Here is a 23,905-nt window from a genome sequence, read left to right on the forward strand (position 1 = left end):
GTCACCACGGCTAGGGGTACTGGCAGAACGGCGCAGGCTCGTTGATGCCGAGATTCTTACAGTCGTAGGCGCTGCCCTGGCTGTGGTACCGCCAGCCCGTGCCGGTCTTGTACTGGAACAGGTAGACGCCGTCACCGGTGGCCGGACCGTCCGGCTCGGCCGTCGCCCACCCCTTCCAGCACTCCACGCTCGACGGAACGAAATACCAGCCCTTCGGCAGTGCTACCAGTTTCTCGAGGTCCTTCGCCGAGGGACACGTGACGCTCCCGGCCGTACGGTCCGACGCGGGGGCAGCCACAGCGGGCGAAGTGGCTGGGGCACCATCAGCGGGAGCAGCCGAAGTGGGAGTCGACGCAGCGGAAGCCGGAGCAGCGGCGGGCGGAGCAGGAGACGGCGTGGAACTACAGGCAGCAAGTCCAAACAGGATGGTGGTGGCGGGCAACAGCGAACGTAGACGCGCAGACATCTCAGGTCCTCCGGATCGTGGCTGTCTTGGCTTACATCCGGGTACATGCGATCCACGGTCCGCAGGTTGCCGTCGATCCGAAGAAATCTCGGCGGCTCCGGACCAACTGGCGACAGCCGGTCGTCCGGGGTCGATCAGGTGGCACTTCTTCGGCGACAGTCCAACCGGACGTCGACGCCGTCGCGCTCTGGTCGACACGACCAGGGCTGCCGCTCAGGGCTGCGTAACGTCAATCGACGACTCGAGTATCTGCTTGGCCGCCTGCCGTTGATTCCACGACAGGAGGCCCAGAACGAGAGCTACGAAACCCCCTACCCCGCACCACCATGCAAGGAAGAAGCTCCCGGAGACGAATCCGCCGGCCATGAGCACCACGCTCAACAGCGGTAACACGAAGGGTGGGATCCGGTTCCACCAGGCGGGCCGCAGAACCGCCCGCGCCCACCGTTCGGCGGCTGCGGCGACCTGAGGATCTGGGTGGGAGCGTCTCTCGTTGGAGTACCGGATGACGTCGCGACGCACAGTCGCTGGCACCTGCCGATAGGCGCGGGCCGCTGCCCGCACCTCCGCTTGGCCCTGTCCTGTTTGATCAAGCACGCCAGATGATCCACCGACTCCCCAGGCATGTGTCAACTATTTGAAATCGGCAACGCGCGGCCGTCCATGGGACGTCTGGGCCGTCACCGGGTCGTCTCGCGCCGACCGATGACGACCAGCAGCGTCTGGAGGAACAGTAGGTCGGCCCGCGTCATGGCGGCCGACCTATTGGGACGGACGAGTCGACCTCTATGCCGGATTATGAAGGTGAAACATTCCCTGAGCAGGCGGTTCGTTCGCCTGACACCTGCTCAGGGCGTCGCCAGGGCGTCTGGAGAAATCAGGGGGCCTCGACGATGGCAAACCGCTCGGACACAAGCCGGCGGGATCGCACCGCCACTACCTGGCCGCCGTCGGGCCTAAGAGGTCCGGGGACACGAGGAAGACGGCCGTTCCGTCCTCGGCCGCTACGCTGTCAGGCTCGGTCGAGACCAGGACCAGCGGCACCGACCACGCATCGGACTCATCCCGGAACTCCTTGACGACGCACCGCACCGCAGCCGGCCTCGGCAACGCGGACTCGGGATCGAGGTCGGTACCGAAGATTTCCGGGCTCTACGATGCCGCGAACAGTTCATCAATCGCGCGCCGGGTACGTCCCTCGCTGGCCGTCAAACGCCGCCCAACGATGACCAAGGTCAACCAACGGCGCCCAATAGACGGCCAGCTCAGATCCTTGATCAGGTCTCTGAGCTGGTGGGCGACGGACGAGTCGACCTGTACGCCGGATTCTGTGCGCGGCGCGTACCCCGAGGGGTTTGCGCCGGCGGCGGCCATCCATCTCGGCCTGCCGTTGCCGGCAGGCTCCAGCGGCCTACCCGCAGACATCGGGCGGGCAGCCCTCGAGCGTCTGCGCCGGGTCGTCATCTTGCGGTGACGGCCCTTGCTTGGCCTTGCTCCGGGTGGGGTTTACCGAGCCACCCCGGTCACCCGGGGTGCTGGTGGGCTCTTACCCCACCGTTTCACCCTTACCGTCCCCGTTGGGGTCGGCGGTCTGTTTTCTGTGGCACTGTCCCGCGGGTCGCCCCGGGTTGCCGTTAACAACCACCCTGCCCTGTGGAGTCCGGACGTTCCTCGGCGGCGGGCCGAAGCCCGCCGACGCGGCCGCCCGGTCGACTCGTCCGTCGCGCTCTCATCCTAACGACGAGCGTGCTGCCGGTATTGCCGCCCCGCCTGGCCATGATCGCGCAGCTCACGGTCGGTCCGGCGAATCTGCCCCGCGAGGCGACGGCTAGCCTCGTGGGTCTATGGATCTCTCCCACGCCGCGCTGCTGCTCGCCGCCGGTCTCGCTGCTGGCACGGTCAACGCGGTGGCCGGTGGTGGTTCGCTGATCACCTTTCCGGCGATGATCGCGATCGGGTTGCCCCCGGTGCCGGCGAACGTCAGCAACTCGGTCGCCGTCTTCCCCGGGTATCTGGCCAGCGTGGCGGGCAGTCGGCAGGACCTGCCGCGCCCTCGCGCGCTGGCCACGCTGGTGCCTACCACCATCGCCGGCACGATTGTCGGGGCGTTGCTGTTGCTGGCCACTCCGGCCCGCGCGTTCGAGCTGGTCGTACCCTTTCTGGTCCTCGGCGCGACAGCGGTCCTGGCCTTCCAGGACCCGCTGCGCCGGCTGGTCGGTCACCCCCGGGACCTGTCGCCACGCCAGCGGACGGTCGCGGTGCAGACGATGGTCGCGCTCGGTGCGGTGTACGGCGGGTACTTCGGCGCGGCCCTCGGCGTGATGCTGGTGGCGGGGCTGGCCCTGGTGCTGGACGCGACCCTGGCGCGGGTGAGCGCGATCAAGAATCTGCTGTCGGCGGTGGTGGGGTTCACGACGCTCGTGGTGTTCGCCCTGTTCGGCCCCTTGAACTGGGCGGCGGTCGCGGTGGTCGCGCCGGCCACCCTGATTGGGGGGTACGCGGGCGCCCGGCTCGTCCGCCGGCTGCCGCCGGTGGTGCTCAAGACGGTGATCGTGGTGTTCGGTACGACGATCGGCCTCTACCTGCTCTGGCGCGCCCTGACCTGAGTGGCGCCAAAGCCAAGATCCGCGCAACTTCAGGGATAGTGCTGCCTCCGTCAGCGTTGAGGCAGCAGTTTCCCCGAAGGTGCGCGGATCTTGAAGACGGGCCGACGGGTCAGTACGTCTCGCCGACGGGCTCGTGTTCGGTGTCGGCGGCGGCGCGGTTCCAGCGGGACCAGAGGACCCGTTCGCCGTAGCCGGCGGCCATCAGGTGCGCGAAGGCCAGGTAGACGAGCACCCCGACGGCGAGCACCCCGAAGCCGACCCAGAACGGCAGCGACAGCGACTGCTCGGCGAGCTTGCCGGAGATGATCGGGGCCGGCGCGGCGGCACCCCAGCGGACCAGGTTGAACGCGCCCGTGGCGACGCGCCTGTCGCTGGAGCCGAGGCCGAGCGCCAGGTCGGTGAGGTTGGCGTTGGCCAGGCCCATGCAGAGACCGGCGAGCACCAGCACCACGAGCGCCTCGGCGGTGCTGGTGGAGGTGGCGAAGAGGACCATGCAGACCAGCAGCCCGGCGATGGCCACGCCGACGGTCTGTACCGCGCCGATGCGGTGGGCCAGCCGGTGACCGATCACCAGGATGCCGGTGGCCAGGCCGAGACCCCAGCCGGTGAAGGCGAGCCCCAGCGGGATGATGTCCAGGCCGAGGAAGAGCGGCGTGTAGCCGAGCACCACGAAGAACACGAAGTTGTACGCGGCGGTGACCACGCAGAGGGCGATGAACGCCGGCCGGCGGTAGGTGGCGAAGATCTGGCCGACGCGTACCGGGGCCTGCCGGTTGGTGGGTTCGCGGAGTTTGCGGGAGGCCACGCCGAGGGCGAGAACCATGAAGACACCGCAGACGAAGAACGGCAGCCGCCAGCTGATCTCGCCGAGCAGGCCGCCGATGAGCGGTCCGACGGCGAAGCCGAGACCGAGGGCCGTCTCGAAGAGGCCCACCACCCATTCGCGGTCGACGGCCAGGTTGACGAGCACCACCATGGCGGTGGCGAAGAACATCGCGTTGCCGAGCCCCCAGACGCCGCGCAGCACGGACAACTGCACGATGTTGTCGCTGAACGAGGCGAGGATCGCGGCGAGGCCGACCACGGAGACGCCGGTGATGAGCACCGGCTTGAAGCCGAACCGGCCGCTGGCCAACGTCGCGGGGATCATGCCAAGGGCCATGACCGCGATGTACGCGGTGAACAGCAACTCGACCTGCCAGGCGGTGACGCCGATCGCCTCGCCGATGGCCGGCAGGATCGGGTCGACGACGGCGATGCCGGCGATGGCGAGGAAGGCCACCAGCGTGGTGGCGTAGATGGCACTGCGGTTCGGTTCGGAACGCCGATCCACTCCGACTCCTCAAATAGCTGTATCGTACAGGTACTTATTCTGTATCCTACAGCTATGAGCGACGACCATGACGAGAGCACCCTCGGCCGGATCGAGACCGAGGTGGCCCTGCTGATGCGCTTCGGCGAGGCCACCCGGCGGGCCACCGGCACCGCCGAGCACCGGGTGCTGGACCGCGCGGCGTACGTCATCCTGCGCCACCTGGCCGACGCCGGCCCGCAGAACGTCTCGGCACTCGCCGCCCGGCTCAACCTGGACGGCTCGACAGTCACCCGGCAGGTGTCAGCGCTTCAGCGGGACGGCCTGATCACCCGCACCCCGGACCCGTCCGACGGCCGCGGCACTGTCATCTCCCCCACCCCCGCCGGCCTCCAGCGGATGGCCGCCGTGCAGGCCGCGCGCACCCGGCTCTACGGCGACATGCTCGCCGACTGGAGCGCCGAGGACCGCTCCGCCCTGGCAGCCCTGCTGGGCCGCCTCAACCAGGCCCTGATAAACCGCAACCGCCCCCGCTAACCCACCCCGCCCCACCCCGCCTTCGTCGATCTTGCAGTTTCGGCGGCGACAAACCACCGCTAAACACCACCAACCGGGCACCATAACTGCAAGATCGACGCGGGGGGCGCGGGGATCGCGGGAGACGGGAACGCCCGAGCGCCGACCTTCGTCGGTGCCCGGGCGTACCTCAGGTCAGGCGACTGGTTCGCGGGCCGAGTCGGCGTCGCGGTCGGTGCCCGGGGTGACGCGGGGGTCGCCCTCGTCGGCGAAGTAGTCGTCCGGCTCGGTGCCGTCGGCTCCTTCCTCGACCTTTGCGGCCCGCAGAGCGAGCGTCACCAGCGCCGCCACGGCCAGGTTGACCGCCACCGCCACGATGCCGACGTAGATCGTCCGGGTGGTGTCGAACCCGAACTCCGACAGCGGGAACGCCGAGCCGCCGAAGTGCTTCCGGGTCGGGCTGGCGACCTGGTAGAGCATCCACATGCCCAGGCCCATGCCGGCCGCCCAGCCGACGATCAGGCCGGTGCGGTGGAACCAGCGGGTGTAGAGGCCCAGCGCCACAGCCGGCAGCGTCTGCAGGATGATCACGCCACCGATCAGCTGAAGGTCGATGGAGAACTGCGGGTCGAGGAACACGATGCAGGCCACCGCGCCGACCTTGACCACCAGTGAGGTGATCTTCGAGACGTTCGCCTCCTGGGCCGGGGAGGCGTCCCGCTTCAGGTACTCCTTGTAGATGTTGCGGGTGAACAGGTTCGCCGCCGCGATCGACATGATCGCCGCGGGCACCAGCGCGCCGATGCCGATCGCCGCGTACGCGACTCCGGCGAACCAGTCCGGGAACTGCTGGTCGAACAGCAACGGCACGACGGTGTTGCTGTCGACAGTGCCCTCCTTGGCACCGGGCAGCGGCTTCACACCTGCCGCGATGGCCATGTAGCCGAGCAACGCGATCAACCCGAGCAGCAGGCTGTACGCGGGCAGCGCCGACATGTTCCGCTTGATCACGTCGCGGTTCTTGCTGGCCAGCACACCGGTGATGCTGTGCGGGTAGAGGAAGAGCGCCAACGCCGAGCCGAGCGCCAGCGTCACGTACTGGAGCTGGTTGTTGCCGTTGAGCAGGATGCCGTCGTTCGGATTGGGCGAGGCGTCGAACTTCGCGTCGGCGGCGGCGAAGATGTCGCCCCAGCCGCCCAGCTTGTACGGCAGGTAGATGACCGCCACCAGGATCACGATGTAGATCAGGCTGTCCTTGACGAACGCGATCAACGCTGGCGCGCGCAGCCCCGACTGGTACGTGTAGGCGGCCAGGATGGCGAACGCGATGATGATCGGCAGGTGCCGGGCCAGCGCGTTGTCGCCGGTGACGCCCATCGTCTTGAGCACCGCCTCGATGCCGACCAGCTGCAACGCGATGTACGGCATGGTGGCGACGATGCCGGTGATGGCGATCAGCAGCGCCAGCACCGGCGAGTCGAACCGGGTGCGGACGAAGTCGGCGGGCGTGACGAACCCGTGCCGGTGCGACACCGACCAGAGCCGCACCAGCACCAGGAAGACCAGCGGGTAGATGACGATGGTGTACGGCACGGCGAAGAACCCGGCCGCGCCGGCACCGAACATCAACGCCGGCACCGCCACGAAGGTGTACGCGGTGTAGAGGTCGCCGCCGATCAGGAACCAGGTGATCCAGCCGCCGAAGCTGCGCCCGCCCAGCCCCCACTCGTCCAGGTGGGCCATGTCCTTCGGTGCCCGCCAGCGGGCGGCCACGAAGCCCATCGCGCTGACCAGGAGGAACAGCAGGGTAAAGACGATGATCTCGGTGAGATGGTCACGCCACATCACTGGACCTCCTTCGTTCGCGACTGCGGGGCTCGCAAACCCGGCTCACTCCTCGCGCTCATCGGTCTCCCCGCTTCTTGGTCATCTGGTAGACCAACGTGGTGGTGCCGACGCCGAGCAGGATGAAGGCCAGTTGCAGCCAGTAGAAGCGCGGGAAGCCGAAGATCCGGGGCGAGTCGCCATTGAAGAGGACCGGGATCAGCGGCACCACGATGGGGATGAAGAGCAACCAGTTCCAGGGGCTGTGGTCCTTCGCCCTGGCCGGCGCCGTGGTGGGCGCCTCCGGTTCGGGTGCAGCCATCTGACACACCTCCGGGGAGTCGAGGCATTCGATGTAACGGCCGGAGGCTACGACCCTGTGATGGCGGTCACCTTGCCCGTCCAGAGAGTGCTGCGCTGAACGGCTGGCCGGCTGCGCCGAACGGCGCGCCCGGCTCGCCTGACGGATGAGCAGGTGCGGCTGGCCGTCGACGGAGTGGGGCCCGGGTGCGGTTCGCACCCGGGCCCCACATCGGCTGATCGCTGGCTCACCCAGCAGGGGTCAGCGCTGCGCCGCCCAGAGCAGGGCCCGGCCGAGCTGCGACTGCTGGCCCTTCGGGTGCAGTCGGAACGTCGGGTCGGTGCCGAACAGCACCACGCCGTTGTCGGCGGCGGAGACACCCCGCACGATGCTTGCCTGGTTGGCCGCCGCGGCCTGCCCGTTGGCCCCGTCGGTGGCCCACCATCCGGCGAGCAGCGGGTCGGCGGCGTACGACTGCTCGACCTCGACGCCCGCGCCCAGGCCGGTGAACCAGACGGGCTGGCTGATGAACGCGTGCGGGATGGCGGATGTGGTGACCGGTCCCCCGTTGTTGACGATGTTGGCGACCCCGCTGGCCAGGCTCGGCGCGGCGGTGGCGGTCACGGTCAGCAGCGCGGCGGCGTTGCTGAAGGACGCCCCGGCGGTGCCCAGGCCGACCACGCCGCCGCCCCGGGCGAGGAAGCGGTCCAGTGCCGCCCGGTTCTCGGCGGTCAGGTTCGCCAGGTTGACGTTGTCGGCGACCAGCAGGACGTCCACGTCCTCGGTCAACGTGCCGGTCAACGTCGCGGCGGTCAGCGCCCGCGCCTCGAAGCCGAGGTCGGCGAGGGTGTCGCGCTCCTCCACCGAACCGAGGTAGCCGACGACGACCCGATCCAGTCGGGTGCCCCGCCAGCCAGCCGGCGCGCGCTCGAAGCTGACCGCGTGGGCGCGGACCTCGGCGGCGGCCAGCCTACGGTTGGCCGGGGTGCCGGGAACGACCACCGACCCGTCCGCGAGCCGGTGGACCTCGACGCCCTTGGCGAGCAGTGAGTTCACCGCGAGCAGATCGGCGGCGTCCCGCAGATCCAGGCGTAGGTCGGACCGACCGGCGGGCAGCGTGCCTTCGGCGCGACCGTCGTAGGTCCGCTCCAGCCGCACCCGGGGCAGGGTGTCCCACACGGTGTCCACTGTGGCGCCCCAGGTGAGCCCCTGGCTCCAGGCGGCCGGGCCGGCGTAGAGGTCGTTCACCCGGTCGGTGATGTCAGCGCCCGGTTCGAGCAGCGAGTTGACCAGGCCGCGCTTGGGTTGGTGCAGGTCGACGACGTACGAGCCGGCCTGGTAGCGGTTTCCGCCGGCGGTGAACGCCTGCTTCGCCTTCCAGACCCGGCCACCGCTGCTGATCAGCAGGTCGACCAGGCGGGCCGCGGCCGGCTCGGAGCGCTGCCCGGTGCCGCTGGGGATGACGTACGCCCGGGGGAAGGTGGTGTGGTAGTTGTCCTCCGGCCCCCAGCCCGGCACGTAGCCGTCGGGGAGGTCGCGCAACGGCTCACCGGCCAGGCCCCGGCGGTAGACCTCGGCCTGGTCGTGCAGCACCTCGGCCCGGTGCTCCTGAATGTAGCGCAGCGAGGTACGGATCGCCACCTCGTGCACGTCGGTGTTGATGCCGGAGCGGCGTACCCGCTCTTCCGGGGTGAGCGAGCTGCCGCGCGGGTTGAGCGGCGCCTCGATGGTGTACGGGATGCTGCTCTGCAACATGGCGAAGGACGGCACGTAGATCGGCGGGAAGTCGTCCCACACGCCCGGTTCGTCGTCGCGGAACGGGATCCGGGCCCGTTGGGTCTCGGCGTACCCGAGGCCGCGCAGGTCCTCCTCGATCGCCAACGCGTTGGGCAGGCCGTGCTTGATGTACAGGTCGTACTCGTTGTTGACGTTGTGCGGCGGGGTGCTGGGGTGCAGCAGGGTCGGGTTGACGTACCCGTGCAGGTCCAGCGTGATGATCGGCTTGGTGTCGATGATCAGGTTGCGGATGAGGTTGGTCTCCGGCTGCGCGACGATGGTCAGGTCGCGGTTGAGGTCGTAGCCGGCCGAGTTGGCCCGGGTGCCGGCGACTCGGCCGTCCGGGTTCGAGGTGATGTTGAAGACCAGCCGGTTGCGTCGCAGCAGTTCGGCGACCTCAGGGCTGCGGTCGGTGGCGAACTCCTCGATGACCCGCAGCGCCGCGTCGGTGCCCTCCCACTCGTTGCCGTGGATGTTGGCGTTGACGAACAGCGGGGTCTTGTAGCCGCTGAGCAGCTTACGGTCCCGCTGCGCCCGGGCGGGCTCGTCCTCGATCAGCCGCTTCCAGGTCTCCTGCTGCCGTGCCTCGGTACGACTCTCCGGCGCGGTAACGGTGACCGCGTACAGGTCGTAGCCGCCGGCGGACTTCCCGGCGACCCGGGCGGAGACCCGGTCGCTGGCCCGCTGGAGCGCGTTCAGCTTCGGCGCGATCTCGTCGTACGGAATGACACCGATCGGGATGGACGCGTCGGCCGGGTTGTCCGGCCAGACCGGGAGGGTGCTCTGCCGGGGGTAGCCCCGCACGTCGGAGAGGTCGACGGGGGTCGGCGGCACGGTGGGCAGCGAGGTGGCGGACGCCGGTCCGGTCAGGACCACTGTCGCGAGCAGGGTGGTGCTCACCGCGGTCGCGGCGAGCCGGCGTAAACGTCGTGCGGACAGCATGAACGGATCTCCTGTCGGAGGGGTACGCGCAGGCGGACGCGCCGCGGGGCCGGAGACCAGCGGGGATGGGAGACGCCTGCAGCGTGCGAGAGGGAGGGAGGAACCCGGCGTCAGATGGAGCGTCGACAGGCAGCGCTGGCGACGCGCAGGAGGTCGATGTGACCCCGCTTCGTCAGGTGAACGCTTCGCACGAACCGATCTTGGTTCGGGGTACGTCCACTGTCAACAGCTCCCCCACAGGTTCGGGCCCGTACGCCAAAACCCTCCCGACAGATGGGAATTAGTCGATCTTGGCGAGGTGTGCGGTGTCGTTGACCGTACGCACGGCCACGCCGCCGTCGGGCCACATGTCGAGCACCGAGATGCCGGCCGCGTCCAGGAAGAGCCGGTGCAGGAAACCGTCGCCGGCCGCGAGGGCGTCGCGCAGCACCAGCTTGATCGGCGAGACGTGCGAGACGACCACCACCGTCTCACCGGGGTACGCGGTGAGAAGCCCGGTGATGACGCGGTGCGCGCGTTCGGCGACGTGGGTGAACGACTCCCCGCCGGGCGGCGCGATCCGGGGTGAGGCGAGCCAGGCGTCCATCTCCCCCGGCCACTGCTGGCGCACCTCGGCGAAGGTGCGTCCCTCCCACTGGCCGAAGTCGCACTCGATCAGGTCGTCCTCGGTGCGCACCGGCACGTCACCGAGCGCCCCGGCGATCGACGCCGCGGTGGCCGTACACCGGGACAACGGTGAGCTGAGCACGGCCGCGACGGACGGGGCCAGCTCGGCCACCCGGGCGCCGGTGGCCCGGGCCTGGGCCCGGCCACGCTCGGAGAGCGGCACGTCGCCGCGCCCGGAGTAGCGCCGCTGCTCGGTGTACGCGGTCTCGCCGTGCCGGACCAGGATCAGCCGGGTTGCGGTGAAGCTCGGCCGCGGCTCCCAGGAGGCCGGCGCGGTCGCCGGGTCACTGCCGATGATCGGGGCGGCGGGCGTCGTCGAGGGCTTGCCGGCAGTCGGCGTCGCCGGGGGGCGGCCCGCGGCGGCGTCCATGGCGGCGTTGGCGAGGGCGTCGGCGTGCCGGTTCTGTTCGCGCGGAATCCAGCTGAACCGGACCGCGGTGAACCGGCCCACCAGCGCGGCGGCCTGGGCGGCGAGGGGACGCAGGCCGGGGTGCTTGATCTGCCACCGGCCGCACATCTGCTCGACCACCAGCTTGGAGTCCATCCGGACGTCCACCTCGGCGGCGCCCAGCTCGGCGGCGGCGGTCAACCCGGCGATCAGGCCCTGGTACTCGGCGACGTTGTTGGTGGCCGTGCCGAGCGACTCGGAGCGCTCGGCGAGCACCTCGCCGGTCTCCGGGTCGCGTACCACCGCGCCGTAGCCGGCGGGGCCGGGGTTGCCCCGGGACCCACCGTCGGCCTCGATGGAGACCACGCGCGGCGCCACGACCTACAGGCCCGACTCGTTGGTGCGGACCATGATCCGTCGGCAGTCCTCGCAGCGGACCACGTCGTCGGGGGCGGCCTTGCGGATCCGGGCCAGGTCGGCACCGGACAGGTCCAGGCGGCACCCGCCGCAGCGGCCCGCGGTGAGCAGCGCGGCGCCCAGCCCGGTGTCCTCGCGGATCTTGTCGTAGAGGTTGACCAGATCGCTCGGGAGGTCGCCGGCGAGCGGCTGACGGGCGCCCCGCTTGAACTCCTCCTCCTTGGCGATCTCGGCCAGCGCCTCGTCGCGGCGCTGCTCGGTAGCGGCCCGCTTGTCCCGGGTCTCGGCCAGCCGCTGCTCCACGCCGTCCAGCACGCCCTGCGCGGTCTCCCGCTGCTCCATCAGCTCCAGCTCGGCGTCCTCCAGGTCGCCCTGGCGGCGCTTCAGCGAGACCAGCTCGTGCTGGAGCGCCTCCAGCTCACGGGCGGGACCGGTGCCGGCGGCCAGTCGGTTCTCGTCCTTCTCCTTACGGGCCCGGACCTGCTCGACGTCCTTCTCCAACCGGGCGATGTCCCGGTCCAGGTCGTCGACCGCCACCTGGGCGCGCACCCGCTCGTCCTCCATCGACGACAGCTCGCGGGCCAGCGACTCCAGCTCGGCCCGCTCGGCAAGCGTTCGCCGACGGTGGGCGAGCTGGGCGAGGTTGGTGTCGATCGCCTGGAGGTCGAGCAGGCGGCGCTGCACCTGAGGGTCAGCCTTCACGGTCGGGCTCCTTGTCGTCCACAACGGGTGCGGCGGCGTGCACGGTCCACGGGTCGGTGTCCAGGTCGGACACCAGCGTCTCGACGTCCAGCGCCTCCCGGAGGAAGGCGGCCAGGTCGTCCAGCCACGGTCGTTCGGTCGCCCAGTGGGCGGCGTCGATCAGGGCGGGACCATCGGCGGCGAGGTGCTCGCCGGCCGGGTGGTGCCGCAGGTCGGCGGTGAGGAACGCGTCCACCCCGGCGGCGGTCGCGGCGCCGAGGAAGCTGTCCCCCGACCCGCCGCTGACGGCGAGGGTACGAACCATACGCCCGGGATCCCCCGCCGCGCGAACTCCCCAGGACGTGACGGGGAGCACCGCGGCGGCGTGCCGGGTCAGTTCGGCGAGGGTCATCGGCCGGGGCAGCTCGCCGATCCGACCGAAACCCCTGTCGTCGCCGTGGGCGGGCGAGCCGGGCGCGGGCCGCTGAAGTGGGCGCAGACCGGTGAGCCCGAAACGGGCGGCGAGGGCGTCGGAGACGCCCGGGGAGGCCACGTCGGCGTTGGTGTGCGCCGCGTAGAGCGCCACCCCGGCCCGGATCAACCGGTGGATGATCCGCCCCTTGAAGGTCGTCGCCGCGACCGACGACACCCCGCGCAGCAGCAGCGGGTGATGCGAGACGATCAGGTCCGCGTCGGCGGCGAGGGCTTCGTCGACCGTCTCGGGCACCACGTCGACAACGCAGAGCACCCGGCGGACCGGGGCGGCCGGCTCGCCGAGCACCAGGCCCACCCGGTCCCACTCCTCCGCCCAGACCGGCGGAAAGCGCCGTTCCAGCTCGGCCACCACGTCGCCGACTGTGGGGGCGGATCCGCTTGTGCTCACGGCGGGCCAGCTTACCGGCGTGGAGGCCACCGGGCGGTGACACCCGGCCCGCCGCCCAGCGCGTCGGGCGGAAGATCTGCCGGACGCGCTAGGCGGCGGTCCAGGAGACGGTCTGCAGGGCTGCCAGCGGCATCGCCCAGGGGAAGGCGTGCAGGTGCTGTTCCCCCGTTCCGGGCGGATGCAGAGCGATCACGTCGTCGCCGAAGAGCACAGTGACGCCCCACTCGGCCAACCGGGCCACCCCGGCACGAAACGCCGGGTGGCAGGCCATCGCCGCGTTGGTGTACGGCACCGCCACGATGGGGACGCCCTTGCCCTGGGCCTCGACCAGCAGCCCGAGCGCCAGGGTGTCGGTGATCCCGGCCGCCCACTTGTTGACCGTGTTGACGGTGGCCGGGCAGACGATCATGGCGTCGGCGGGCGGTAACACGTCCGGGTCACCGGGATTCTTGTAGTGCGTCCGCACCGGGTGGCCGGTCTGCCGAATCAGGGCCGACTGGTCGACGAACTTCGCGCCGTCCGGCGTGGTGACCACGCAGACGTCCCAACTGTCCCGTTGGGCGAGGTCGACCAGACGACCGACATGTCGGGCCAGCGGCGAACCGCAGGCGATGACGTAGAGCACCTCACGGTGCCCGCTGCTGCGCGCTGCACCGGCCATCACACCGGCTCCGCGCTCATACCCCTACTCCCATGTGCTCAGCCAACTCCGCTACCGGAGAAGGCGGCGCACCACGTGTGCGACGGAGGATGTCGGACATCACCTCGTGCGCGATCGGCCGGCAGCGGATCTCCGACGGGGCGAGCCGATCACCGAGCAGCAGCATCTCGCCGGCGTTCGCCACGTCACCGATCTGGGCGTAGCCGCGGGCGATGTCGAGCAGGTGGTGGGCGCGGCGCTCGGGCAGCAGCGCGTTGAAGGAGGGCTCCGTGATGCGGAGCTGGTGCACCTCCACGGCCCGCCCGCCGTCGCCCAGCTCCACGGCGGCGGCGGCCCGGTGCAGTTCGACGTTTGTCGGGCCGAACGACGTCCAGTAGTGGTTGTGGTCGCCGCCGAGCAGGGTGGCGGCCTCCTGGGCGCAGTTGATCAGGTCGTCGACGCTTGCCGAGTCGCCGATGCGGGACGCGGCCATCGCGCCCTGGAGCAGCAGCATCCCGTAGACGGAGAGGCGGGCCGGGGAGACCTCGTTGCTCCCGCCCGGTGCCAGCCGGTTGGCGATCTGGACGTTCAGCTCCAGCGCGGGACGGGCCCGCCCCATCGCGACCAGGGCGTTGCACACCCGGGTGGTGGCGATCCCGGCGAGCAGCGGGTCGTCGGCCCGCTGGGCCACCGCCATCGACCTGTCGGCGGCCAGCCAGGCCAGCTCGCACTCGCCGAGCTTGCGCAGCACCGAGGAGGCGATCTGGTAGACCTGCCCGAGCAGGTGGGCCGCCTCGGCGGCCTGGTCACCGTTGTAGGCGGCGTCGGCAGCCTGGGCGTCGCGCAGCAGCTTGGGCAGGGCCCGGGTGAGCATCCCGTAGCGGCCGTACTGGTAGGTGAGCCAGGCGTGGTTGACGGCCTTGCGCATGTCGTCCATCGGCGGCGGGTACGGCGCCGCGTCGAAGTACGCGCTCATCGAGTCGTAGCGCTCCAGCGCCGCCCGGATCTCCTGCACCTCGACCTGGTCGATGCAGTTGAGGGCGTCGGCGCGCCGCTCCGGGTCCTTGCCCATCAGCAGCTGCACGTCCATCTGGAGGATGTCGGCGATCTCGTAGAGGACGGAGAACTTGTCCAACCGGCGGACGCCGCGTTCGACCTTGTCCACCCAACTCTTGGACTTGCCCAGCCGGTCCGCGAAGACCTGCTGCGACATCTTGCGCCGCCCCCGCCAGTAGGCCACTCGCCGTCCTATGGGTAGCTCGTCCATCTCCCCATCCTCCCCTGCCACCGACGACCAATCGAGTCGGGGCGATGTCCGCGAGTGCGGCGACTGCCGTTCACTTTCAGGTTTTAGCTGGTCGCACAGGATGTGCGTCAGCCGTACAGCTAGTCCTCGTACTTTTCGTGCAAGTTGCACGAGCCGTTCGTCAACCTCAACGATCGTGGGTTACGGCAGTGACGGTGCTCGACATGCGACCTGGCGAACGCCGGGCCCGACGAGAGGAGCTGACGCACATGTGGGGGAATGTCGGACCACGCGTTGCCGAACTGTCGCCGCTGGAACGGGTCCGGCTGCGCCGGGTCGCCATCCGGTACGCCGTACACGGCTGGGAGGTCACCCCGGGCGCCTGCCTGGCCCGCAGCCGCTTCGTCTGCGGCCGTGCCGGCTGTCCCACTGTGGGCTGCCATCCCGCGCTGGAGAACTGGGAACTGGCCGCCAGCGCCGACCCGGCCCGGGTGGCGACCTGGTGGCGGAGCCGACCGCACGGGGTACTGCTGCCCACCGGCCGGGCCTTCGACGTGCTGGAGGTGCCCGCCCACCTCGGCCGGCACGTGCTCGACGCGGTCCAGATCCACCCGGCCGGCACCGGCGTACGCGGGCCGGTGCTGGTCACGCCCACCGGGCGGTGGATGTTCCTGGTCCGCCCCGGCGATCCGCTCCGACCGGAGTTGGAGCACTGCTTCCACGTGGTGCGGCACGGGCCCGGCTCGTGGATTCCCGCACCGCCCACCCGGCTGCCGGAGGGCACGGTCCGGTGGGCGGTCGCACCGGAGCAGGCCCGCTGGCAACTACCGGATTCGTACCTCGTACAGAACACGTTGATCGGGGCGCTGCGCGCCGCCGGGGTCACACTCGCCCCCGACCTGCTCCCCGGTCACCTGCCGCTGCCCCGACGAGGCATGTGAGGCCTGCCCGCCCGCCGATTCGATCCGGTGCCCGACAGCGTCGCCGGGACGCCGGTCCTCGTTGACAGGGGAAGAGCGCGAACGCGCGCCACGAACGGGGGAACGATGTCCACCAACGACAGAGCGCCTCACCCCGGCGGCACCGAGCCGCCCCGGCGCAGCCACCCACGACACCGCTGGGCCGGCACCCGACCGTCCGGCTCCCGCCCCGGTCGCCCCCGCCCCACCGGCTCCCGCCCAGCCGGAACCCACCGCCCCGTCCGCTAAGCCCCAACCCTCGCGCCCGAACCCCCGCGCCCCAACCCCCGCCCGCGCCGATCTTGCACTTCCTGTCCCGACAATCTCCACTAACGGGAACAGATCAACAACCGAAAGTGCAAGATCGCGGGGGTACGACGGCGGGGCGGGTTAGTCGGTCAGCGGGAGGTCGACGGAGCAGTACTGGCGGGCGTTGTCGGTTATCGCCGCGTGGGTGTGGTCGTTGAGGCGGGCCAGCCAGCCGAGGCCGGGGGTGCCCATGGCGAGGGCGGCGGTGGCGTACGCGTCGGCCACCCCGAGGTCGGTGCCGACCACTGTCACCGAGCGCAGCCCGCTGGCCGGCGCGCCCCGGCGTGGGTCCAGCACGTGCCGGCCCCGCTCGTACACACCGGACGTGGCCACGGCCAGGTCGGTCCCGCTGAGCACCAGGCAGGCGGCCATCGCGTCCCACGGGTGCCGAATGCCGATGCGCCACGGCTCCCCCGACGGCGAGAGGCCCCGCACCCGTACGTCGCCGCCAGCGTTCACGCAGTGGTTGACGGCACCGGCGGCGACGAGACGGTCCGAGGCGACCTGGGCCGCCCAGCCCTTGACGAAGCCGGACGGGTCGAGCCGACCGGTGGCGTACGCGTCGAAGAACCCGTCGGTGGCGCCCCACAGGTCGGCGCAGGTCTCCAGCACGAACCGCAGGTCCGCGGACGCCTCGGAGAGCAGCACCTCACCCCTGTCGAAGCGGCACACCTCGCTGTCCGACTTGTAGGTGCTGAACCGCGCGTCCACCTCGTGCATCCAGGCGAAGATCTCGTCCGCCAGCTCGCGCAGGGCCGCCGGTGGCAGATCGTCGGCGAGGTCCAGGGTGATGGCCGTACCCATGATCTGTTCGACCCGGCACAGCCCGGGTCGGGTCAGCGTGGCCCGCACGTCAGAACGCCTGCTCGATGGCGGACCGCAGCGACTGCTTGTAGGAGTTGCTGGTCTCGGTGGCATTGCTCGTGGTGTTGAGGTTGGCGCTCTGCTTTGCCACCACCTCCCCGCCGGGGCCGTCGTACTTGGTCCGGACGTCGCCGCTGTGGATGTCGGACTCACCCCCGCTGGGCAGCGACAGCGCGACGGCGTCGACGATCTTGTTGCCCGAGACGACGATCTGCACCTGCACGAACCCGTACTCGTTCTGGAAGCCGGTGCCGTTGACCCGGCGGGTGCTCGACTGGGGTGCCTTGGTGGTGGTCCGGGGTGCGGCCTTCGTGGTGGTGCGGGTGCCGGACGGGCGGGCGGTGCTCTTGGTCGGCTTGGGCGACGTGGGCGCGTCGGCGGTCGCCGACGGCTTCGGCGCCACGCCCGACGGGTCGGCGCTCGGCTCGACATCCTGCGGGGTGGGGTTGACCGGTTGGGCGGTTGGCAGGTTCTGGGCGACCTGGTTGGTGGCCGGGGAGCCCTTGAACACCACCAGCGCGGTGGTGCTGGCGGCCAGGCCGGTGATCGCGAGGAGCGCGCGACGCATGGGGATGCCCTTCCTACAGCTCGAACGTGGCCAGGTGGATCTGCCGCCGGGGTACGCCGGCCCGCCGCAGCGCACGCACCGACTGTTCCACCAACCCGGGCGGCCCGCACAGGTAGACGTCGCGTCGGGCGACGTCGGGCACCAGTTGACGCAGCCCGTCCGGGCTCATGAGCTGGCGCGGGCCGGGGTCGTCGCGGGAGCCGATGACGTACCAGACGGAGGTGTCGCGTTCCTGGGCCAGCCAGTCCAGCTCGCGGCTGAGCAGCACGTCGGCCGGGGTGCGGGCCCGGTAGATCAGCGCGGCGCCCGGTGGCAACTCCTCCAGCATCGCCCGGATCGGGGTGATGCCACTGCCGCCGGCGATCAGCAGCGCCCGTTCGCGCAGTCGGTGCGCGGCGGTGAAGGTGCCCGACGGGCCCTCGGCCCAGACCCGGGTGCCCGGCTCCAGGTCGCGCAGGTCGGCGGTGTGGGTGCCGACCACCTTGACGGTGACCCGCAGCCAGCGGCCGTTGGCGGCGGCGGAGACGGAGAACGGGTGCGACTGCCACCAGCAGCCCCGGGTGAGGAACCGCCAGCGGAAGTGCTGGCCGCCGAGCATCGCCAGCCGGCCGAGCCGCTCCCCGGTGAGGTAGATGGAGATGGTGTCGGTGCTCTCGGCGACCACGTCGGCGACCCGCAGCTTGTAGCGCAGGTTGAACGCCAGCGGCGTGATCACGCGGCCCCAGAGCAGGGCGGCGACCACCAGCAGGTAGAGCGCGATCCAGCCGGTGCGCACCGGACCGGGCTTGTACAACTGCGCGCCGTGGGCGAACTGGTGACCGAAGCCGAGCAGCAGGATCAGGTAGCTGGACAGGTGCAGCAGGTGCCACATCTCGTAGGGCAACGCCCGCCGGATCGCCCGGATGCTGCTGAAGCCGACAAGCATCATGATGCCGGTGGCGACGAACGCCGAGACCATGTCCTCGTAGTCGCCGAGCAGCGTGCCGACCTCGGCGAGGATCGACTCGTTCCGCAGGTCGGCGTAGCCGACCAGGATCAGCGACATGTGCGCCAGCACGGTGACCAGCAGGGTGGCACCGATGTCCCGGTGCCAGCGGGCCATGTGCTCGCCGCCGATCCACCGTTCCAGCACCGGAAGTCGGCTCATCATCAGCACCTGCACCAGCAGCAGGTAGCCGGCGACCAGGCCGGTGATCCGGCCGGCCGCGGTGACTGTGGTCGCGGTGCTGGGCAGCGAACCGGCGGGGGTGCCCAACCACCAGGGCAGCACGCTGGCGAGCAGGCCGACCAGGAGCAGCACGCCCAGCAGCCGTCGGCCGCCGGGTCCGCGCCGGGCCGGGATCTGCGGGGGTACGGGCGCAGCCGACCGGCCGCCGTGCCGGGACGAGGTCCCGGTACGACGGCCGGCGGCGTGGGTGTGCGAATGCGTCACGCGTACAGCTTCATCGGGGCGTACTTCTGGCGGGGGAAGACCTTGTCGACCTCCGCGTTGGTGAGCCCGAACCGGCCCTGCGCCACCGCGCCGTAGACGTTGAACATGTTGTTGTACTCCGGCACGTCGCCGGAGTCCAGCTTGTCCAGGCCGTTCCAGGTGCCGAGCAGCGAACCGGCGAGCTTCTTGCCGGAGAGCAGGGTGACCACGCCGCCGTGCCCGTGGTCGGTGCCGCCGCTGTTGGAGCCGACCCGACGGCCGAACTCGCTGGACACCATGATCGTCACGTCGGCGGCCTTCGGGCCGAGGTCGGTGAAGAAGGCGGCCATCGCGCTGGCCAGCTCGTTCAGCCGGCGGTGCAGCTGGCCGCCCTCACGGGTGCCCTGGTTCTCGTGGGTGTCGTAGCCACCCATGCCGACAGTGGCGACCCGGACGTTGGCGCCGCCCTTGATCAGCTGGGCGAGTTGCTGGAACGCGTTGCCGACGCCCTCGTACTTGACGCCCTCGGCGGGCTGGTACGGCTTGGCGGCGAGCTTCTGCGCGGTGGCCAGCGCGCCCATGCCCTCCTGCACGGCCTCCTCGACCGGGTGGTTGATCCCGGTGAAGAGCCCCTTGATGGCCTTCTCGGTGGCGGCGCGGAACCGGTCGTCACCGTTGAGCCGCAGCGACCCGACGTTGTTCAGCGACAGCGCGCCGTTGTTGCCGACAAGCGAGCGGGGCAGCGTGCTGCCGATGCCGACGCTGCGGAACGCGGTGCCCTTGCCCAGGTTGTCGACCAGACCGTCGAGCCAACCCCGGCCGCCGGTCTCGTTCGGCAGCCCGCCCAGGTTGCAGGCGTCGGCGGCCTGGAAGTGGCTGCGGGACAGCCGCTCGTCGGAGACCGCTGGGATGAAGCCCAGCTGACCGGCCGTGAGCCACTTCTCCAAGGGCTTGAACGCGCTTGTCAGCTTGAAGCCGCGGCCCAGGGCCAGCGAGTCGTTGCCGAGCAGCAGGTCGGGCCGGGCCTTGTTGAGCACCGCGTCGTTGTCCGGCGCGATCAGGCTCAGGCCGTCCAGCCCGCCGTAGAGGAAGACGTGGATCAGGGTGCCGGTCTTGGTCGCCGCGAACGACGCCGAGGTGGTGACGAACTGGGCGGTGGCCAGCGCGGTGGCGGTGGCCGCGGCACCGGCGACGAAGGTCCGCCGGGTCACGCCGCGACCGTCCTGCTGGGCCTCCTCCAGGTCCTCCAGGGTGCGGTACCTGTCGAACTCGGCGGCGTTCTCGGCGGCGACGATGTCCGCCTCGGCGCGCAGCAACGCCTCGGCCGGGTTGTCGGCCAGCCGTCGCACGTCGGGGCATTCGGGGTGCAGGGGGAAAGAGTTGTACACAGTCTTCTCCATCGGGTGCCTCACCGGAGGTGGTGCTGGGGGGAAGCGAGGATCGCCCGCGCGACGGCGGTGATGGCCCCGTTGAACGTGGCGTCGACCTTGGCGGTCGCCGTCACACCGGCCACGCCGAGGATGAGGTTCTTCTCCCGCGTGCTCAACTTCTGGCCCACCAGCCGCAGGGAGAGAGCATCCACGTACGCCCCGGCCGTCGCCGGCGCCTTGGCGACCAGCTTCTCCGGCGCCGTGTACGTGAAGGTGGTGCGGTAGCCGGCGAGGATCTCGCCCGCCTCGTTCCAGCCGTTGACCATGGTGCCGGCCGAGGTCCAGGCGACGTAAACGTCCGGGTAGCCGTCCGGGGTCGGATGACCCATCGGGGACTGGCCCAGTTCGCGCATCTTGTCGTGGATCTGGCGCAGCCCCCGGGCGTACGCGGTGCGCTTGCTGTCGCCGTTGTTGTGCTTCGGCGACGCCTCCGGCGAGACGCCCAGGGTGCGGTACGTGGCGACCAGGTACTCCATCGGCCGGCGTACCTTCTGGCCCACACCGGCCCAGAACTCCGAGGAGCAGAACAGGGTCATCAGGACCGGCTTGATCATGCCCTTGTTGGTGGTGTACGACTTGGCCAGCCGGTCCACGAGGGATTTCGGCGGGGTGTCCGAGACGAACCGGGTGGCCAGGCTCTGCGCCACGTACTTCGCGGTCGACGGGTGCGTCGCGATGTAGGCGATGTACGCGTCGATCGCCGCTTCGGCCTTCTTCGGGTCGGCCGAGTTGTTCGCGTGGGTGAAGCCGAGGATCTTCACCTTGCCGACGTAGTGCTGCTCGGGGCGGAAGACGTACTTGCCCTTGTCGTCGACGCCGCGGCCGGTCTGCAACATGGCGGCCTGCCGGACGTCCGGCTCCTTGTAGCCGCCGTCGACGCCGACCGAGTAAAGCTCGAGGTTCTCCCGGGCGAGGTTCTCGTTGATCGCGTCCTTGCGGGAGTCCTTCTGGTTCAGGTAGATCAGCAGCGCCGGGTGCTTGTTCGCGGCGACGAGCATCTCCGGGTAGCTGCCCAGCGCGTGCTTGCGCACGACGTCCTGGTCGAACGAGCTGCGGTACACCTCGCCGCCGTCGAAGTCCGCGGCGACGTGCAGGAAGTCGTTCCAGAAGTCGACCATCACCTCGAAGAGCTGGCGCTTGGACCAGATCTGCCGGGCGATGGTGGCGTCGACCATCTCCCGCTCCGGCTGGGCGTCCTGCTCGTTGAGCTTGTCGCGCTGGTCGCGTAGCTGCTGCACGGAGAGCTTCTGGGTCGGCAGCTCGGCGAGCTTCAGCTCACCCTTGCTCGGCTCCAACTTCTCCGGGTCAAGCTGGGCGCGGATCCAGGCGTCGATCCCCTCGCGCTTGATGTCGGCGACCACAGCGGGCGTCGCGCCGAAGGTGGCGCGCCGGGCCAGGTGCAGGATCGGGTCCTTGGCCAGCACCGTCTTCACTGTCACCTTGGTCGCCGCCGCGGCGGCGGCCGGGCCGGAGAAGGTCCGCCCGCCGGCCGGCGCGTTCTTCTTCAGCGCCTCACCGGCCCGGGAGCCCATGTAGCTCTCGTTCTGCTCGGTGTAGGTACGCACCGTGCTGGGCTGCTGGCCGCTGGGCCGCGCCGCGGTGCCGTCGGTCACCGTGCTGCCGGTCGCGTCGCCGGCCGCCGCCTCGTCGCCGAAGAGGCCACGGATCTGCGGGGTCATGGCGAGCGCCGCGCCACCGGCGACGACGGCGGCGGTGCCACCGAGGGCCACCATCGCCTTACGTCGGCCGACCTTGCGACCCGGCTCGTCGTCATCGTCGATGGTGGGCAGTCCGGTGCCGGCCGGGCGCGCCGGGGCCGGGCGGCCAAGGCCCTCCGGGCCGACCCACTGTGGACCGCGTGGCGCGGGCGCGGGCTGCCCGGCGTGCGCGTACCCGTCTGCGTACTGCTCGCGCGGGTCGGCCTGCGCGGCGTAGCCGCCCTGGTAGGGGTGGGGCGAGTCGTAGCCGTAGGGCGCGGGCGTGTTGGGGTCGCCGTAGCCGTCAGCGCTGTGGTGCTGGCGTCCGTCCCAACCGCGGTCGTCCCGCGGTCGACGTGGTGGCACATTCTGGTCGGCCATGTACCAATCCCGATTTCTGATGAGCGCCGAAAACTGCTACCGGGCAGGTGCGGCAGGTGCGGCGACTGTTGCCTGAGGGGGTTGCTACGGCAAGGTAACCAAGGCCTCAGGGCCCTTCAAGGTGGCCGGAACACACCCGTGAGGGCACTTAAGACAGCGTTCAGTGCGACAGCGGCGGCGGGCGGCGGGGTGGTCCCACCCGCAGACCTTCCCAGCAGGGCGTACGCGCGGCAGCCGTGCACGGACCGGACCACGCCGCCGCACGCGTCACTTTCGGCCTCGTTCACCACCAAAGGCAAACTTAAGGTTCAGGTAAGCCGGACATGAAGCGCGCTCGCGTGGAGGAAAAGTAGCAGCAGCGGGTGAGCGTGAGCCGCCACCGCAGCGGGTATGCCGCCGAACCGCTGAACGCGTGAGGGGAAGGCAGCGCCATGCTCAGCAAAGAGGATCAGCGCAGATTCGACCAGATCACCCGTCAGCTCCGGGAAAGTGACCCGGCATTCTTCAAGAAACTGGACCATCGGGTCCGGGCCCGCAGGGGCCGCTACCTGATGTTGTTGACCATCGTGCTGTGGGCGTCGCTGCCGGCGATAGCCGTGTTCGCCGGTCGAATGACCGGTGCGATCTGCGCGGTGGTGCTGGTGGTCAACGCCGCGATCATGTGGCGGTTCCGCCGCCGCTGGACGTGACCGCTCAACCGACGGCTCACCTGTCGGCCGGGCCGAACGCCCGGTACGCGCGGCGCAACCGTTCGAGCAGTCCCGGCCCACCGATGGCCGGGGCCGGCGCTCCGAGCTGGCGCAGCAGCAGGTCGGTGCCGGTCACCAGTCGGGGCGGCCGGTCCGGCAGCGGCACGGGCGCCGACCAGAACCGGTCCGCCGCCTCCGCCAGCGGCGTCGCCGACATCCCGGCCAGCGCACGGGCGGCGCCAACCGGCGCAACGACGTCCACTGTCGACACCGCATCGTCCGGTTCGGACGGTGGCTCGACAGGCGGGAGCGGAAGGGCTGCGCCGGTGGCCGCGGCGCGCCGGGCGCGGAGTTCGTCGAGCAACTCCGCGCGGGACCGACCGCGCCAGTGCAGCAGCTCGAACGGGTCCGCGTCGAACGCCTCAGCCAGCAGGTAGAACGTCGCCGCGAGGTGCTTGCACGGCACCGCGAAGTCGGGGCAGTTGCAGCGCTGGGTCAACTCGTCGACGGCTGTCGGAAAGAGCGGCGCGCCGGCGGCGGCGAACAGCTCCTCCAACTCGTCGGGGAGGTCCCCGGCGAGCAGCCGGGCGCTGAAGAACGCCTGCCCGGCCAGCTCGTCCTCGATTCGGGACCAGAGCGCGGCCGGGAACGGCTCCAGCGCGATCGACACCTGGTACGGCTGCGGCCGGGAGCCCTGCACCACCGCGCTGACGCGTCCGGGTGTGATGTCGAGCGTGAGCACCTGACCGGCCCGCGCGTACGACCGGCCCCGGGTCAGCCGGGTGCCGAGCGCGAACGACTCCAGCACCTCCAGGAAGCGCCGCGACCACCAGGACCGGCCGATCGCGCCCCGGGCGCTGCGTGCCCGCAGACCCCCGTCGACCCGGCGGGGACGCCCGTAGTCGGCGAACCTGTCGGTGCTCACGCCGGCGC

21 protein-coding genes and 1 other RNA gene are annotated in these 23,905 nt (G+C 70.6%); 4 read left to right on the forward strand and 18 right to left on the reverse strand.

Annotated elements, in window-relative coordinates:
• Positions 1 to 10 precede the first annotated feature (10 nt).
• Both ACQP0U_RS24780 and rnpB read right to left on the reverse strand, forming a co-directional pair.
• Positions 11 to 187 carry a hypothetical protein gene (locus ACQP0U_RS24780; RefSeq protein ID WP_433311375.1) on the reverse strand — a complete coding sequence of 59 codons (177 nt, stop codon included), beginning with the start codon at positions 185 to 187 and terminating at the stop codon, positions 11 to 13.
• 1,580 nt (positions 188 to 1,767) lie between these two features.
• Positions 1,768 to 2,183, reverse strand: an RNA gene (rnpB, locus tag ACQP0U_RS24785) — RNase P RNA component class A.
• Between the two features lie 127 nt (positions 2,184 to 2,310).
• On the opposite strand from rnpB, the gene ACQP0U_RS24790 reads away from it, so the two are divergent.
• Entirely contained in the window at positions 2,311 to 3,072 is a 762-nt protein-coding gene (locus tag ACQP0U_RS24790; RefSeq protein WP_433311378.1) for a sulfite exporter TauE/SafE family protein, read from the forward strand.
• 109 nt (positions 3,073 to 3,181) lie between these two features.
• On the opposite strand, the gene ACQP0U_RS24795 is transcribed toward ACQP0U_RS24790, so the two are convergent.
• On the reverse strand, positions 3,182 to 4,405 hold the full coding sequence (locus tag ACQP0U_RS24795; protein WP_433311381.1) for an MFS transporter: 1,224 nt from the start codon (positions 4,403 to 4,405) through the stop codon (positions 3,182 to 3,184).
• A gap of 54 nt (positions 4,406 to 4,459) precedes the next feature.
• Between ACQP0U_RS24795 and ACQP0U_RS24800 the strand changes: the two genes are divergently transcribed.
• Positions 4,460 to 4,921 carry a MarR family winged helix-turn-helix transcriptional regulator gene (locus tag ACQP0U_RS24800; protein WP_433311384.1) on the forward strand — a complete coding sequence of 154 codons (462 nt, stop codon included), beginning with the start codon at positions 4,460 to 4,462 and terminating at the stop codon, positions 4,919 to 4,921.
• 174 nt (positions 4,922 to 5,095) lie between these two features.
• Here ACQP0U_RS24800 and mctP read toward each other — a convergent pair whose 3' ends face one another.
• From mctP to ACQP0U_RS24845, 9 genes are all read right to left on the reverse strand, one after another.
• A complete protein-coding gene (gene mctP / locus ACQP0U_RS24805) occupies positions 5,096 to 6,745 on the reverse strand; it encodes a monocarboxylate uptake permease MctP (RefSeq protein WP_433311387.1) in 1,650 nt (549 codons plus the stop codon).
• Positions 6,746 to 6,803: 58 nt separating this feature from the next.
• Positions 6,804 to 7,046 (reverse strand): DUF3311 domain-containing protein, encoded by a 243-nt coding sequence (locus ACQP0U_RS24810; RefSeq protein WP_433311390.1) that lies wholly within the window; start codon positions 7,044 to 7,046, stop codon positions 6,804 to 6,806.
• Between the two features lie 240 nt (positions 7,047 to 7,286).
• Positions 7,287 to 9,743 (reverse strand): M14 family zinc carboxypeptidase, encoded by a 2,457-nt coding sequence (locus tag ACQP0U_RS24815; RefSeq protein WP_433311393.1) that lies wholly within the window; start codon positions 9,741 to 9,743, stop codon positions 7,287 to 7,289.
• Positions 9,744 to 9,853: 110 nt separating this feature from the next.
• Positions 9,854 to 10,090: a putative leader peptide gene (locus tag ACQP0U_RS24820; protein WP_433311396.1), complete on the reverse strand. Its 237-nt coding sequence runs from the start codon at positions 10,088 to 10,090 to the stop codon at positions 9,854 to 9,856.
• Positions 10,024 to 11,175 (reverse strand): bifunctional RNase H/acid phosphatase, encoded by a 1,152-nt coding sequence (locus tag ACQP0U_RS24825; RefSeq protein ID WP_433311399.1) that lies wholly within the window; start codon positions 11,173 to 11,175, stop codon positions 10,024 to 10,026. The genes ACQP0U_RS24820 and ACQP0U_RS24825 overlap by 67 nt, the downstream gene beginning before the upstream one ends.
• Positions 11,176 to 11,178: 3 nt before the next feature.
• A complete protein-coding gene (locus tag ACQP0U_RS24830) occupies positions 11,179 to 11,916 on the reverse strand; it encodes a zinc ribbon domain-containing protein (RefSeq protein ID WP_433311401.1) in 738 nt (245 codons plus the stop codon).
• A complete protein-coding gene (locus tag ACQP0U_RS24835; RefSeq protein ID WP_433321097.1) occupies positions 11,906 to 12,742 on the reverse strand; it encodes a Nif3-like dinuclear metal center hexameric protein in 837 nt (278 codons plus the stop codon). The genes ACQP0U_RS24830 and ACQP0U_RS24835 overlap by 11 nt, the downstream gene beginning before the upstream one ends.
• A 124-nt stretch (positions 12,743 to 12,866) precedes the next feature.
• Positions 12,867 to 13,439, reverse strand: a complete 573-nt coding sequence (locus tag ACQP0U_RS24840) for a flavoprotein (RefSeq protein ID WP_433311403.1) — start codon at positions 13,437 to 13,439, stop codon at positions 12,867 to 12,869.
• Between the two features lie 16 nt (positions 13,440 to 13,455).
• Positions 13,456 to 14,685: a helix-turn-helix domain-containing protein gene (locus ACQP0U_RS24845; protein ID WP_433311406.1), complete on the reverse strand. Its 1,230-nt coding sequence runs from the start codon at positions 14,683 to 14,685 to the stop codon at positions 13,456 to 13,458.
• Positions 14,686 to 14,933: 248 nt separating this feature from the next.
• Between ACQP0U_RS24845 and ACQP0U_RS24850 the strand changes: the two genes are divergently transcribed.
• Positions 14,934 to 15,605 carry a bifunctional DNA primase/polymerase gene (locus ACQP0U_RS24850; protein ID WP_354972126.1) on the forward strand — a complete coding sequence of 224 codons (672 nt, stop codon included), beginning with the start codon at positions 14,934 to 14,936 and terminating at the stop codon, positions 15,603 to 15,605.
• Positions 15,606 to 16,013: 408 nt separating this feature from the next.
• Here ACQP0U_RS24850 and ACQP0U_RS24855 read toward each other — a convergent pair whose 3' ends face one another.
• Genes ACQP0U_RS24855 through ACQP0U_RS24875 form a run of 5 tightly spaced genes read right to left on the reverse strand, consistent with a single transcriptional unit; the run spans position 16,014 to position 22,283 of the window.
• A complete protein-coding gene (locus ACQP0U_RS24855; protein ID WP_433321100.1) occupies positions 16,014 to 16,736 on the reverse strand; it encodes an FAD:protein FMN transferase in 723 nt (240 codons plus the stop codon).
• A gap of 49 nt (positions 16,737 to 16,785) precedes the next feature.
• A complete protein-coding gene (locus ACQP0U_RS24860; RefSeq protein WP_433311409.1) occupies positions 16,786 to 17,364 on the reverse strand; it encodes an FMN-binding protein in 579 nt (192 codons plus the stop codon).
• Between the two features lie 13 nt (positions 17,365 to 17,377).
• A complete protein-coding gene (locus ACQP0U_RS24865) occupies positions 17,378 to 18,796 on the reverse strand; it encodes a ferredoxin reductase family protein (protein ID WP_433311411.1) in 1,419 nt (472 codons plus the stop codon).
• A complete protein-coding gene (locus ACQP0U_RS24870; protein ID WP_433311414.1) occupies positions 18,793 to 20,175 on the reverse strand; it encodes a DUF1501 domain-containing protein in 1,383 nt (460 codons plus the stop codon). Before ACQP0U_RS24870 ends, ACQP0U_RS24865 begins: the two co-directional genes overlap by 4 nt.
• Before the next feature lie 8 nt (positions 20,176 to 20,183).
• Positions 20,184 to 22,283 (reverse strand): DUF1800 domain-containing protein, encoded by a 2,100-nt coding sequence (locus ACQP0U_RS24875; RefSeq protein WP_433311417.1) that lies wholly within the window; start codon positions 22,281 to 22,283, stop codon positions 20,184 to 20,186.
• A 431-nt stretch (positions 22,284 to 22,714) separates the two neighbouring features.
• Here ACQP0U_RS24875 and ACQP0U_RS24880 point away from each other — a divergent pair, with 431 nt between their 5' ends.
• On the forward strand, positions 22,715 to 22,972 hold the full coding sequence (locus ACQP0U_RS24880; RefSeq protein ID WP_433311420.1) for a DUF3040 domain-containing protein: 258 nt from the start codon (positions 22,715 to 22,717) through the stop codon (positions 22,970 to 22,972).
• A gap of 16 nt (positions 22,973 to 22,988) precedes the next feature.
• Here the strand turns inward: ACQP0U_RS24880 and ACQP0U_RS24885 are convergent, their stop codons facing one another.
• Complete coding sequence (locus ACQP0U_RS24885; RefSeq protein ID WP_433311423.1) at positions 22,989 to 23,897, reverse strand: SWIM zinc finger family protein; 909 nt, start codon at positions 23,895 to 23,897, stop codon at positions 22,989 to 22,991.
• Positions 23,898 to 23,905 lie beyond the last annotated feature (8 nt).

Source organism: Micromonospora sp. CA-269861 (assembly GCF_050948505.1).
In the GTDB taxonomy this organism is placed as follows: Bacteria; Actinomycetota; Actinomycetes; order Mycobacteriales; family Micromonosporaceae; genus Micromonospora.

Excerpts from the sequence above, each read along its gene's own strand:
- ACQP0U_RS24790 (WP_433311378.1), top strand. The coding sequence starts at position 2,311 with ATGGATCTCTCCCACGCCGCGCTGCTGCTCGCCGCCGGTCTCGCTGCT.
- ACQP0U_RS24800 (WP_433311384.1), top strand. The coding sequence starts at position 4,460 with ATGAGCGACGACCATGACGAGAGCACCCTCGGCCGGATCGAGACCGAG.
- mctP (WP_433311387.1), bottom strand. The coding sequence starts at position 6,745 with ATGTGGCGTGACCATCTCACCGAGATCATCGTCTTTACCCTGCTGTTC.
- ACQP0U_RS24810 (WP_433311390.1), bottom strand. The coding sequence starts at position 7,046 with ATGGCTGCACCCGAACCGGAGGCGCCCACCACGGCGCCGGCCAGGGCG.
- ACQP0U_RS24815 (WP_433311393.1), bottom strand. The coding sequence starts at position 9,743 with ATGCTGTCCGCACGACGTTTACGCCGGCTCGCCGCGACCGCGGTGAGC.
- ACQP0U_RS24840 (WP_433311403.1), bottom strand. The coding sequence starts at position 13,439 with ATGGCCGGTGCAGCGCGCAGCAGCGGGCACCGTGAGGTGCTCTACGTC.
- ACQP0U_RS24845 (WP_433311406.1), bottom strand. The coding sequence starts at position 14,685 with ATGGACGAGCTACCCATAGGACGGCGAGTGGCCTACTGGCGGGGGCGG.
- ACQP0U_RS24850 (WP_354972126.1), top strand. The coding sequence starts at position 14,934 with ATGTGGGGGAATGTCGGACCACGCGTTGCCGAACTGTCGCCGCTGGAA.
- ACQP0U_RS24855 (WP_433321100.1), bottom strand. The coding sequence starts at position 16,736 with ATGGGTACGGCCATCACCCTGGACCTCGCCGACGATCTGCCACCGGCG.
- ACQP0U_RS24860 (WP_433311409.1), bottom strand. The coding sequence starts at position 17,364 with ATGCGTCGCGCGCTCCTCGCGATCACCGGCCTGGCCGCCAGCACCACC.
- ACQP0U_RS24870 (WP_433311414.1), bottom strand. The coding sequence starts at position 20,175 with ATGGAGAAGACTGTGTACAACTCTTTCCCCCTGCACCCCGAATGCCCC.
- ACQP0U_RS24875 (WP_433311417.1), bottom strand. The coding sequence starts at position 22,283 with ATGGCCGACCAGAATGTGCCACCACGTCGACCGCGGGACGACCGCGGT.
- ACQP0U_RS24880 (WP_433311420.1), top strand. The coding sequence starts at position 22,715 with ATGCTCAGCAAAGAGGATCAGCGCAGATTCGACCAGATCACCCGTCAG.